This window comes from Pseudoxanthomonas sp. PXM03, assembly GCF_014852005.1.
In the GTDB taxonomy this organism is placed as follows: domain Bacteria; phylum Pseudomonadota; class Gammaproteobacteria; order Xanthomonadales; family Xanthomonadaceae; genus Pseudoxanthomonas_A.
Genome location: NZ_JACVAU010000005.1, coordinates 99,139 through 110,948, shown reverse-complemented (window position 1 = coordinate 110,948; position 11,810 = coordinate 99,139). Strand labels below are relative to the sequence as shown.

General features: G+C 59.8%; 11 protein-coding genes. 4 read left to right on the top strand and 7 right to left on the bottom strand.

Annotation, left to right across the window (positions count from 1 at the left end):
• Window positions 1-1,022 precede the first annotated feature (1,022 nt).
• Window positions 1,023-2,123: a PA0069 family radical SAM protein gene (locus tag IB223_RS17765; protein ID WP_343227225.1), complete on the bottom strand. Its 1,101-nt coding sequence runs from the start codon at window positions 2,121-2,123 to the stop codon at window positions 1,023-1,025.
• 120 nt (window positions 2,124-2,243) lie between these two features.
• Here IB223_RS17765 and IB223_RS17760 point away from each other — a divergent pair, with 120 nt between their 5' ends.
• Entirely contained in the window at window positions 2,244-2,687 is a 444-nt protein-coding gene (locus tag IB223_RS17760; protein WP_192203110.1) for a hypothetical protein, read from the top strand.
• Here the strand turns inward: IB223_RS17760 and IB223_RS17755 are convergent.
• The 4 genes from IB223_RS17755 to IB223_RS17740 all read right to left on the bottom strand — a co-directional run bounded on the left by IB223_RS17755 (window position 2,668) and on the right by IB223_RS17740 (window position 8,230).
• Complete coding sequence (locus tag IB223_RS17755) at window positions 2,668-4,716, bottom strand: hypothetical protein (protein WP_192203108.1); 2,049 nt, start codon at window positions 4,714-4,716, stop codon at window positions 2,668-2,670. The two genes, IB223_RS17760 and IB223_RS17755, sit on opposite strands and share 20 nt — an antisense overlap.
• A 3-nt stretch (window positions 4,717-4,719) precedes the next feature.
• On the bottom strand, window positions 4,720-6,534 hold the full coding sequence (locus IB223_RS17750) for a hypothetical protein (RefSeq protein WP_192203106.1): 1,815 nt from the start codon (window positions 6,532-6,534) through the stop codon (window positions 4,720-4,722).
• A complete protein-coding gene (locus tag IB223_RS17745) occupies window positions 6,531-7,766 on the bottom strand; it encodes a tyrosine-type recombinase/integrase (protein WP_192203104.1) in 1,236 nt (411 codons plus the stop codon). Before IB223_RS17745 ends, IB223_RS17750 begins: the two co-directional genes overlap by 4 nt.
• A 203-nt stretch (window positions 7,767-7,969) precedes the next feature.
• Window positions 7,970-8,230 carry a hypothetical protein gene (locus tag IB223_RS17740; RefSeq protein ID WP_192203102.1) on the bottom strand — a complete coding sequence of 87 codons (261 nt, stop codon included), beginning with the start codon at window positions 8,228-8,230 and terminating at the stop codon, window positions 7,970-7,972.
• A gap of 57 nt (window positions 8,231-8,287) precedes the next feature.
• Here IB223_RS17740 and cls point away from each other — a divergent pair, with 57 nt between their 5' ends.
• The 3 genes from cls (at window position 8,288) to IB223_RS17725 (ending at window position 10,831) form a co-directional block, all read left to right on the top strand.
• Window positions 8,288-9,742, top strand: coding sequence for a cardiolipin synthase (gene cls / locus IB223_RS17735; RefSeq protein WP_192203100.1), 1,455 nt, complete (start codon window positions 8,288-8,290; stop codon window positions 9,740-9,742).
• Between the two features lie 64 nt (window positions 9,743-9,806).
• A complete protein-coding gene (locus IB223_RS17730; protein WP_192203098.1) occupies window positions 9,807-10,067 on the top strand; it encodes a hypothetical protein in 261 nt (86 codons plus the stop codon).
• Entirely contained in the window at window positions 10,064-10,831 is a 768-nt protein-coding gene (locus IB223_RS17725; RefSeq protein WP_192203096.1) for a pyridoxine 5'-phosphate synthase, read from the top strand. Before IB223_RS17730 ends, IB223_RS17725 begins: the two co-directional genes overlap by 4 nt.
• Before the next feature lie 27 nt (window positions 10,832-10,858).
• Here the strand turns inward: IB223_RS17725 and IB223_RS17720 are convergent, their stop codons facing one another.
• Window positions 10,859-11,254 (bottom strand): biopolymer transporter ExbD, encoded by a 396-nt coding sequence (locus IB223_RS17720; protein WP_192203095.1) that lies wholly within the window; start codon window positions 11,252-11,254, stop codon window positions 10,859-10,861.
• A 142-nt stretch (window positions 11,255-11,396) separates the two neighbouring features.
• Window positions 11,397-11,807, bottom strand: a complete 411-nt coding sequence (locus IB223_RS17715; RefSeq protein ID WP_192203093.1) for a biopolymer transporter ExbD — start codon at window positions 11,805-11,807, stop codon at window positions 11,397-11,399.
• Between the last annotated feature and the right edge of the window lie 3 nt (window positions 11,808-11,810).

Genomic DNA, 11,810 nt, shown 5'->3' with positions numbered 1-11,810 from the left:
CTCTGCTGCCGCTTCAAGCTTGGCCTGGCATTCCCGCCGAATGGCAACTAGCTTTCCATCCCCTGACTTGATCCTTTCATATCGCTCAAGTTGACTACGCACCGCTGAGCTGTGTGCCCGGAGCTTTGCGATATCTGATTGGAACTCGGGGGGCGATGGGAGAGCAGCACCGCGAGTAATGAGCGCGCGTCTCAATAGGCTATTGTCGAAGCCTCCTCGCTTCGACATTTCTTCGCCACAGTAGACTTCGAGGATGGCTGAAAGGGACAGTGCGTTTGTGCGGTTGGTGAATGCCGCGAGATTGCTCACGACTTCCTTTTCGCTTGGGTCGACCGTGACGACGGATATGAGTGCCGAGAGCTCACCGAGTAGATTCTCAGGAAGCTGTTCGGTTCTTGCATTGCTCCAAGAGCGCCTAACGCACACTTGGAAGTCGTCGAGAGCTGCTCTCTGCCCACTGTTCTTCGGGCCACCTCCTCCAGTCGATAGCGACCGAAGCGCATTCGGGAGATCGATGCGTATTTTCTCAGAAGCCCTCGTCCCAACAGCAATGACTAGTCGGTCCTTACTGGGGTCCAGAGGACGATTCCACTCCATGCTCCCATCGCCATCGCGGCATGCGAGCCAATGCCTAACTAGCTGATCCACCGTCTTTGCGTAGGGGGTGCTTGGCTCGGGAGATGATGAAAGGGTCGTCTTAACCTGATATGCCAGGTACCCACCGTCTGAAGTTGCGACCAGAATGTCGTCAACAGGTGCCTCGGTTTCGAACCTCAGCCAGATTGGGCGGGCATTTCCTAGCTCGTAGATTCGGTCGAGAGGGGCGCCCGAGAGCATCCAGGTTGAGACCAGAGCACCTACGTGCTGTTGAAAGACCATGCCGGCTGCAGCTGCAGCCCCTCCGCTATTGGCTCGAGGTTTCGAGGGGCCAGTTTTATCAGTAGGCACGCCAGTGATTCCTTGTTAGGCGACGCTAGAGTAATGCTTCTATGTCTTGGCCGCGCTTTCCTGCGGAGCCGCTCCTAGAAGAGTGAGCCCTGCGGGGAACCAACTTCCGGCCGGATGAAGCGACTGCAGTCCAGCGCGGGCATTCGGCCATAGCCAAGTCGTCGATGGGCCCTTTCAAATCGCGCCTGTATGAGCATAGCGAAGGGCCCCTCCCCTCGCATTCTCGCGCCAAACCTACTGTCGTAGTCCTTTCCCCCACGCATTTGCTGTATCAAGCTCATGACGTGTTTGGCCCGATCGGGATAGTGCAGCTCAAGCCACTCTCGCCAGATCTGGGTCAGTTCATGCGGTAGCCGCAGAAGAACGAACCCAGCAGATCGAGCGCCCTGGTCTCGAGCTGCCTGCAGGATCTGCTCCAGTTCATGGTCGTTGATCATGGGGATAACGGGGGCTACGAGGACCCCCACAGGCACGCCAGCGTTGCTCAGCGCTTTCATGGCTCGTAGCCGAGCATGAGGGGCTGCGGCCCGAGGCTCCATCTTGGCCGAGAGATGGTTGTCGAGTGTGGTGACCGAAAAGTACACCGACACCAGATCTTCCTTTGCCATTTCTTGATAGATATCCAGGTCGCGCTCAACCAGCGCCGACTTGGTGACCACGCTGACCGGATGCTTGGTTTCCGCTAGCAGCTCCAGACATGCCTTGGAAATGCCATAGCGCCGCTCGGTCGGCTGATAGGCATCGGTGTTGATCCCCAAGGCAATCGGGGAGCACTCATAGGACCGCTTCGATAGCTCGGCTCGAAGGAGTTCGGCCGCGTTGGGCTTGGCGAAGATCTTGGTCTCAAAGTCCAAGCCTGGGGAGAGATCCAGGTACGCATGGGATGGGCGGGCGAAGCAGTAAACGCACCCGTGCTCACATCCCTTGTAGGGGTTCACAGACTGGGTGAAACCAATGTCAGGCGAATCATTCCGGCTGATGATGGTTCTAGCCCGCTCCTCGGTCACCGTGGTCTGCGGACGCCCTGGCTGGTCCTCGTAGACCGAACCCCAGCCATCGTCCACGCCCACCGCCGGGGTCGATGCGAACCGTCCGGTCACATAGGACGCTGCACCCCTTCCTTTTAGGGCTGCAGTGGGCTTTAGGGCATTGGGCTCCTCACTATCCCAGATCACGGCGAGCTCCATCCTTTGTTAGCATTAATACTAACAGAAGATGGCTGGGTGATCCCTTCAATGGGCCCCAGCTAGGTGCGCGTGGGATGATGCGCCTTGGTCCGCTAGGTTCAGACTACGTTGAGCGATCCGACCGAAAAGAAGCTCTCTCAGGCCCTGCAGAGACTCATCGAGGGCTCTCCCACCCATCCAAAGGTTCGCGCGAAGCTGGAGAAGCGGCAGGCTGAGGGCGAGCCCTACGGCATGGTCTCTTTCTCCAACGTCGCTTTGGAGGCCGGTGTCAGCCGAACCCTAATCGGGCATGTCGACTGTGCCTATCCCAAAGTCCGCAATGCGATCCTCAAGGCCAAGAAGGCCTCTCCGGCTGCCGAGACCGTGCGCGCGCTCAGGCGGGAGATCGCCGAGCTGAAGAACACACAGGCCCAGCTGATCACGGTGTGCGCTTCATTACGGGCTGAGCTCGATCGCGCCAAGGCGCGGCTGGTCGATTTGGGTGACGATCCGACCGTCAAGCGGATGGGAGTCAACTTTCGTGCGCGGCCCCCTAAGAAGCCAAATGCTTGACCATGGCTTCGGCCTGCCTTTGTCTCTTTTGAACGATTGCGAGCGTCGTCTGGTCGTTAGCACGCTTCGCTTGCTCCACGAGAAGCGCATTCTGATCGCGCCTCTCGATCCAGTACGCCGCGTGTTCGGTACTGATCTCAAGGCAACTGCAGCCGGTACAAAGTTCGACATGGGCAATGGCCAGATTCGGGCTGGTCGATCCCAATACCGAGGCTCCTGCGCGTTGGTTGCATAGACTCTTGGTCGGCAGCTGGGACGACCAGCACCTCCCATATGACGTGTTCCAAAGCACAATCTCCTCTTCGCTCACATAACGAAGGGCCCCCTGCTCGTCGAACTTAGCTTGCTCATCCACCAGATGAAGCTTGAGCTCTTTCCTCATCTCATCGACGTAACGAGAAAAGCCGCCTACCACAGGCGCGCCCTTGAAGGTGATTGATCGTAGAACCTGGACGGCCGCCATGGTCTGAGCATCGTCACAGGCGGCCAGAAATGTCGGATCATTGCCGATGTAGTACTTGGAGGTAATCGCATCACTCACGTGCTTGAAATGCTCACTGATGGCCTTGAGCATCGTGGGATTGGTTCGAAATACAAACGTGGCAAAGGTCGGACGCCACTGGTGGGGCCTGAGCTTGCCCTGCTTGTAGCCTTCGTGGTCCGGTGAGCTCAGCTCACTGAGATCCACCCAGTTGAGAACGAAAGCGCGTTGAAACCTTGCGAGATATCCATTGGTCATGGGGCTAACTGAAGTCCCCACGGCAGGCAGTCCGCCGTTAGTCTTCAGTACGACAAACAGGCCACTGATCTCACCGAGCTCTCGGAACATTGCCAGGAGCCGCGTTACCGCGAGAACTGCGCGTACTGTGGGTGGCAGGTAACTGGATCCAACGGGACGTGCGCCCACAATCCATTCGGCCGTACGTGGCTTGCCGCGCTTTGAGGTGATGGCCTCCACGTAGAAGAGCTCGATCATCCCATCACCGCTCACTCTCCTTGAGAGGCAGGATGGCCAACCATCGTCCTTGACGGGTAGTGCTTTCAGGCTCAAGAGTTCATGGCTCCTCAGGCCTGTTCCTGCCTGAAGGACGATAGAACAGGCCGCTACGCACGATGTCAGCAGGTACCGAAGGACCACTAGCGGACTATCCAGGACGAACTCACGACCGTCAGCGTCTACCTTTGTGACTTGCTGACTCAAAGGAAACTCGGCTTCAACACCATTGGGCATCGGTACGCTCAGCTTTGTTGCGAGCTCGTTGAGCTCGGCATACAAAGCCATGCGATCTGCCGGCCTGATTTGCTCCCAATCTTTGGCAAAGCCGCGGATCGCCAGCAGTGCTTCCATAGCCGTAATCAGACCATCGGCAGACTCGTCGATCATTCTGATGGCAGTATTAAGGATAGGAATGGCGACCTGGTCAGGAATCGGCGCGATGGTAGTGGAGCTTCGCTTGAGGCCAAGGTCTTTAGTGACGACACTGAATGGCTTGTCCCCATCATAGGGAGCCATCTTCAACGACTTGCCGCCCAACTTCGCTATAGCCCGCCGCTGTCGATAGATCAAGGTCAGGATGTTGACCGATCGAATGACGCCAGCATGAGTTGGAGCGCGCGCGCGACCTGGATGACCGTCTCGCGTGCCCTCTTGGTGTAGTTCCAGCACCTCCTCCGCAAACGCCCACGTGTCCTCGGGGTAGATCTCATCAAGGTCTTCGATTCCCTGATCCGTGAGGAAACAAGCAAGATCACGTATTGCAATCGACAATGAGGCGATTCCTCCAGCCGATGTTGCCGTTGCCTCCTGAGGGTCGTACACCAGCGACCAAACAAAGCACCTGAGGGAGAATAGGAGCGCCCGATGCTGCGGGTTCGTGAGTGACTCTCCATTGCTCAGCGGCTTCGCCCACTGAATGGTCGCGTATGGCTTCACCTGGGCTGGCGTTTCGTTCTTGATCACCCATGTGTCTGCGTCGAAGTCGACTTCAGCGAACTTCAGGGAAGCATTGTTCTCAGCCTTCTTGGCCATAGGTCACTCCAGCTCGGGGATTGGGTTTAGGTTGAGGCGGCCGATGCGGGCTAAGCCGGAGTCGGTAAGCCGCATCAACGATGTGTTGAGTGCCTCTGCTGCCGGACCGTAGCGTTGGTTGAAGCGCGCGGAGCCCATTGCCAGTGCAGCCTGCTTATACCTTTGCTGGAGCTGGATTCTCCGGCCCCAGGAGACATCATCCAGCCGCATCACTTTTATTGGGCAGGCCGGACAGAACCCATAGGCGGTGCACATGCGGCCAGGAATCTCTCCAACAACTGGACTCTGAAACGGATCCAGACAGTCGTAACCAGGGGTAGCGGCAGAGCGATCTTCATAGTGGCTTCGAGGGTCTATCTTGCCGGCGCTGTCCTGATGGCGTTCCTTCATCGCCATGGCACCGGCCAAGGCCACTTCGTCATGCCGCTGCGCCTCACTCGATCGGTAGTTCCCGTCCGTCGTAGTCACGCTGCTGTGGCTAAGCAAGATCCTCACTTTCTCTGAGTCCTTCAGGAGGTCCCTCAGGTAGTCAGAACCGGCTTGCCTCAGCGCATTGGCGCCCGCCGGCTCAAGTCCACGTGCCTCGAAGAACTTGAGCTTGCGATCAAGCGACAGGGTGTACAGTGCTCCCAATGGTTGGGCCAACGATCTGGCCGCCTCTACCTTCCTGTTCTTGAATTTACTTGCATAGAGGAAGAGGTCGTGCTTGATGCGCTCCGGAGCAGACCGCCGCATGTGCTTTGTCCAGCGCTCAATGAAGTCAACGACATTGCAAGGATTGAAGACCTCATCGTCCTTTGCAAAGGATCGGAAGACCATCTTCTTCGCACGTACTTTGTGCGATGAGAGCTTGTACTTGTTGTGAAGTACTCCGGCATTCCTGTCGATGTCGGTAATCCTCAGGCAGCACAACGGCTGCTCGTTCCAGTGCGTGAAGCACTGCAGAATGATGAATGCCGGAATGAGGTCATTCACCTGAGGATTGATGATGCGTGCGAAGCCGGTATAGCCGAACCCTTCAATCGCTTCGAATAGCTTGTTGTCTTTCTTCTTCAACCACTCCCTCTCGGGGAGCATGCCGTCATAGCGCTCGATTATCACGGCGGACAGCCCTTCGACAGTATCGAAGTCCTCCTGCCCTGTTTCGATAAGCGCGGCGACCTTCTTGTCTACCTTTGTGAGTAGGCGATCGATCTCCTTGACCTGCTCCTCGTAGGCAGTGATGGCCGCCGCGAGTAGGTCCACGAACTGCTTGAAAGGAATGGTCTCTTTGCCCTTGCCCCGTTGTGTGTGTTGCCCCGACCATGAGTTCACCGGAATCTCGTGATCTACTCCAAGCGCGGAGAGCGTTGGGGAGAGACGCCCGATCAGCTTCTTGAGTGAGCTCAGCTTGTGCAGCTTGTCGAAGTAGCTGCGCTTTGGCTTTCCGTCGGCACCGGGCGCATCAAGCCACTTCACGAAATCGCGAAACAGCTCTGCACGGAGATCCTTGAGTTCCGCATTGGGCTTAACTTCGTTGAGAAAGGCAATAAAGCCGTAGCGCAGGTCACGATGAGTTGCGGTCCTGGTCGTCTGTTTCTCGCTGGACATGACCGCAACGGTCGCCTCGATGAGCTGCTCACCGAGCGTTGGCAAGCTCGACCAAAGATCAAGCAGATACCACCTGTCGTCTTCAGGGTTAAGATTCTCAGACTTTAGATACAATTTTCCGCGTCGCAGATGGCGGGTGAAGGTGACTTTGAGCTTCCCCTCTTCCGGGGATTCGCCTTGGCCACCCTCATTGCCTCCCGAGGTATTGTCGAACCTGTTCTTCCTCACAGTCCACGCTCGCTAAGGAGTTTCGTGAGGTGGCTTTGGTCTGCCTCGGAGAGCACCTCTTCGAGCACAACGCTTGCGTTCAGGTAGATCTTGTCTGTGGTTGCCTTGTCTCGGTGACCAAGCAATGCCTGGACGGTCTTGCCTGGATCCGGATTGCCGTTGAGCTTTTCCGCCGCGTAGTTGAACAAGGCAAACGAATGCCTGCAGCTGTGCGGACTCGGAACAGATTGGCTGCCTACCCGCTCTGCCGCCTTTTGGGCTGCGCGTCGAAAGATCTTTCTGAAGTTTGCGGCAGACAGAGGAGAACCCGCACCGCGATGGGCATGCTGGTGATTCACGAATATTCTGTCGTGAGCTTGATCCGGCGAATGCTTGGCGACGGCTTCCGCTCGCTCGTTCTTGATGTAGAGATCTAGCTCTTCGAGCAGCCAGATCGGCAGCCGTACGTTGCGCTGATGGCCGCCCTTTGCTTTGACCTTGATGAAGCAAGCCGTGAGAGGATCCTTCTTTCCAATCTGCCACAGGGGAAGGTCACTGCATCTGCCGGCCAAGCCTTCGCTGATTCGACAACCCGTGTTGGCGAGATAGGTGAAGAACAGTCTGTCCCTACTCAGTCCATTACGCTCCTCGCTCGGCATGCGGCCCAGCGTCGCTGCCAGTTCTTCAAATAGGGCCGGGGGAATGTGCTTCACCAAGGCGTCGACGGCGGGCGGCTTGGGCAGCTTCACGCGGGGAGCGAAAACAAGCTTGGGTTCGCCCTTCACCACGGCGCGCCGCACATCGATGCGGTTCTTCAATCTTCCTTGGTTCTGGAGGTACTCCAAGGACCTCTTCGCGGTTGACACGCGCTTGAGAATGGTCGCATCGGAGTAGACCTTCTGAGTCTGAGGACTGATGGTTTCCGACATGCTGTCGGCGTAGCCCTGGATCAATTCCTCTGTGAAGTCCGTAAGAGGAACGCGAATGCTGTTGGCGTAGAGCAGCAGATCCACTAGATCTTCAGCATTGGCCTTGCTGGTGTTCTCTTGATTGCGGAGCTGTGGCTTCCCAATGGGGCTGACGCTTTCGGCAAGTAGGAAGTCAAATGCGTCTTGTATGGGCTCAAGAGTTCGTCGGTCGACTATGAAGTGAAAGCCCACGGGTAGGTTCGCGGACTTTCCGAGCAGCTGGGCTGCTTGGCCTTTTCCGTTGATTGGAATGGCCTTGATGACCTTCGGTTGGTAGATGTCCAAGTGATGTCCCTGATTGCGACCGTGATGGAAAAAATCACAGCTCGTTGTCGGGTGCAATTCGCAGCGATGGTCCAAAGCTGCGAAGTGAACACGTTCGAACGAGAAGCAGGGCCGAAAGCTATTTTGTTCAGTTGCTTTATGTCAAGAATGTATCAATTAGGCCATGACGTATTGATTATTCAATACAGTATTGACTGGACACTTCAGTAGAGAACCATACCGTGCTCACACCCCCGGTAGGGATTCAGCGACTGGTCGAAAGGGATGTCCGGCGACTGGTTGTGGGTCAGGACACTGCGCGCGACCTCCTCACGCAGTTCGGTCTTCGGCGCGGACGTGATGTCGCCTTCGCCATCGGCATCACGCCAACCGTCGTCGACGGCTTCCGGCGTGGTCACCGCGAAGCGACCGGGCAGGTATCGGGTGGAACCACGTCCCTTCACGCTGGGCGGGGGTGTCGTCATGCGGACAGTTTGCACCGTGATCGTCGCAGGCTGCGCGACACCGAATAGAATCGCTGGATGACTGATGCGCTGAACGCCCTGTGGGAGTCTTTCACCTCGCTGCCGCATCTGCAGTTGTGGGTGACGGCCGCGTGGCTCTTGTACCTGGTGCCGCTGTGCGCCTGGATCGTGCTGCAGAAGCGGGAACCGGTGGCCACCCTGAGCTGGCTGCTGTCGCTGGCGCTGCTGCCCTATGTGGGCTACCTGATCTACTTCCTGCTGGGGCCGCAACGGATCAAGCGCCACCAGTTGCGTCGTACGCGCTCGCGCGAAGGGCTCGACAGCTACGAAGTCTTCGCGCCCACCGATGGCAACAGCGCCGAGCTGCCCATGCTGGCGCAGAAGATCACCGGGCTGCCTCCCTCCACCGCAACCTCCGTGCAGCAGCTGGTCGATGGGTGCGCCACGTACCAGGCCATCGTCGACGCCATTGAAGCCGCGGACAACCACATCCACCTGGAGTACTACATCTTCAATGGCGACCGCACCGGCATGCGCGTGCTCGACGCACTGGCAGCGAAAGCGCGCCAAGGGGTGAAAGTCCGCTTGCTGTTGGACGCCGTAGGCTCCAACCGCCTGAAGAAGCGCGCACTGCAGGCACTGTTGGACGCCGGTGGCGAGTACGCATGGTTCCACCCCACCCGCTTCCGGCCCTTTACCCGGCCATGGCTCAACCTGCGCACCCACCGCAAGATCGTGGTGGTCGACGGTCGCATCGCCTTCACCGGCGGCATCAACGTCACCGACGACGAAGACGAATCCTTGCGCGACGATGCCTACCGCGACCTGCACCTGCGCCTGGAAGGCGAGATCGTGCGCAGCATCCAGCAGGTGTTCGTCGAGGACTGGGTCTACGCGACCGGACAGCAACGCAAGGATTTCCAGGGCACGCGGTTGTGGAGCGCGGGCGATGCGAACGTACGGGGCGGCATCGCCACGCAGGCGCTGGTGTCGGGACCGGATTCCGCATGGGAGCCGATCCACCGCTTGAAGGTCGCCGCCATCCACGAAGCGAAGCAGCGCGTGTGGCTGGTGACGCCCTACTTCGTGCCGGGCGAAGCGGCGCGGATGGCGCTGACGTCGGCGGCCCTGGGTGGGCTGGATGTAAGACTCGTGGTCCCGAAAGTGAGTGATTCACGCCTGGTGACGCTCGCCGCGCGGTCCTACTTCGACGAGTTGCTGGCCGCGGGCGTGAAGGTCTACGAGTACGGCCCGCGGATGATGCACAGCAAGGCCCTGCTCTGCGACGACGCCATGGCGATCATCGGCAGCGCCAACTTCGACCACCGCAGTTTCCGCCTCAACTTCGAGATCTCGATGATGTTCCGGGACCGGGGCGTCGCCGGCACGCTGGCGCAGTGGCTGGAAGCGGAAATCGCCGCCAGCGAACCGGTGAAGCTGCAGCGCGACCGTTCGCTCTGGCGGCACCGGCTGCCCGAGGCGCTGGCCCGCCTGATGTCGCCGTTGCTGTGAAGCAGGCCCGTTTTTGTGCCGTGCCGGAGGCGGTAATATGCCGCGACCAACCCGGGGGTGGACGATGCACTGGTTGTTCCTGTTGATGGCGGTCGGCGCCCTGTATGTCGGCTTTTCCGTGACCTCCACGGCGGTGATGGTGATTTCCCTGCTCGCGTCGCTGGTGCTGTTCCTGCTCTGGATCATGGGCTGGTACGCACGCCGCATCGGTGAGAGCAGCCGGGATCCGTCGCAGATGATCGATCCCACCGAACTGCGCCGCCTGCGCGAGGTGGCCGAGGCGCGCCGCAACGCGATGCCACCCGCAGAGCCCCCCGCTTCGTGACCGCGCTCAGCGTCAACGTCAACAAGATCGCCGTTCTGCGCAATTCACGGGGAGGCACGGAACCGGACGTCGTGCGCGCCGCGCGCACATGCCTGTCCGCAGGCGCGCATGGGATCACGGTGCATCCGCGACCGGACCAGCGGCACATCCGCACGGCGGACGTGCATGCCCTGTCGGCACTGACGCGCGAGCGCGGCGTTGAACTGAACCTGGAGGGCAATCCTTTCGCCCCGCCCCGCGAGGGCTATCCCGGGTTCCTGGCCCTGTGCGATGCCGTGCGGCCGGCGCAGGCGACGCTGGTGCCGGATGCCGACGGGCAGATCACGTCAGACCACGGCTTCGATTTCAGTCGCGACATGGATCGCCTGCAGCCGCTCGTTGCCGAACTGAAGGCCATGGGCTGTCGTGTCAGCCTGTTCGTCGACGCCGGTTGCGAGGGCCTGGCTGAAGCCGCGCGTGTTGGCGCGGACCGCGTCGAGATCTATACCGGCCCCTTCGCCGAGGCCGCCGCGCGTGGCGACGCTGCAACCGCGCTGGCACTCTGCACCCGGACCGCGCGCGAAGCGCAGGCCCTGGGTCTGGGCGTCAATGCCGGGCACGACCTGAGCCAGGACAATCTGGGTGATTTCCTGACCGCCGTGCCCGGGGTCCTGGAGGTCTCCATCGGTCATGCGTTGATCGGTGAAGCGTTGTACGCCGGCCTCGAGCGCACGGTGGAGGCCTACCTGGCCATCCTGCAAGCACCCGCCGGCGCCGCTCGCTGAGCGCCGGCCGGCGCCATCACGAGCGCATCAGTTCCGCATCACGATATGCTCCAGGCCGCTCGCTTCGGCCTGTGCCAGGGCGCTGACCAGTTGCTGGTAGTCGGCGCCAGCGGAAGCATCCACCTGCAGTACCGTCCGGGGGTCGGCGACAAGGGCATCCTCGAGCCGGAGACGCAGCTCGGCGAGTGATACCGGGCGGTCGTCCAGCGTGTAGGTTCCCCCCAAACCGACCTTGAGGACGAGGTCGTTCGGCGGCTCGGTTCTTTCTCCCGGTACAGGCTGCGGCAGGATCGTTTCGATCGGGCGCGAGAGCAACGGCGCCGTGACGATGAAGATCACCAGCAGTACCAGCATCACGTCCACGAGCGGGGTGATGTTGATTTCGGCCAGTTCACGACGGCTTGCAGGAACGGAGAACGCCATGGCACACCTCCTTCTGTCAGGGACCGTGGCTCTGACGCTACGCCGGTCCCGGGGTTCCGACAAGAGGGGTGACCCGGCGTGTACAGGCGCAAAGAAAAACGCCGCCCGGGAGGGCGGCGTTCAAAGGTCTGTCGCGTCAGGATTACTGTACGAAACCGATCTTCATCATCTGCGCGTTCTTCGCGGCGGCCAACACCTTGGCCATCACGTCGTAGTGCGATTCCGAATTGGCTTCGATGCGCAGCTCCGGCTGATTGGTCGGATCGCGCTGTACTTCCTCTTCCATCTTCTGCTGGAGGTCGGCCACGTTCGCCGGGCTGTTGTTCCAGTAGACCGTGCCATCGGCCTCGATGCGCAGATCGATCGGCGGCGGCGGCTCACGCACCTGCGGCGGCGGGTTGATCACGCGCTGCGGCAGGGCCACTTCGATCGGGTACGTCATGATCGGCGCGGTCACGATGAAGATGATCAACAGCACCAGCATCACGTCCACGAGGGGCGTGACGTTGATGTCGGCCATGGGGCCCTTGCTTCCACCACTGCTGAATGCCATGGC

Coding starts and splice junctions, on each gene's coding strand:
- IB223_RS17740 (WP_192203102.1), bottom strand. CDS start 8,230: ATGACGACACCCCCGCCCAGCGTGAAGGGACGTGGTTCCACCCGATAC.
- IB223_RS17720 (WP_192203095.1), bottom strand. CDS start 11,254: ATGGCGTTCTCCGTTCCTGCAAGCCGTCGTGAACTGGCCGAAATCAAC.
- IB223_RS17755 (WP_192203108.1), bottom strand. CDS start 4,716: ATGGCCAAGAAGGCTGAGAACAATGCTTCCCTGAAGTTCGCTGAAGTC.
- IB223_RS17715 (WP_192203093.1), bottom strand. CDS start 11,807: ATGGCATTCAGCAGTGGTGGAAGCAAGGGCCCCATGGCCGACATCAAC.
- IB223_RS17730 (WP_192203098.1), top strand. CDS start 9,807: ATGCACTGGTTGTTCCTGTTGATGGCGGTCGGCGCCCTGTATGTCGGC.
- cls (WP_192203100.1), top strand. CDS start 8,288: ATGACTGATGCGCTGAACGCCCTGTGGGAGTCTTTCACCTCGCTGCCG.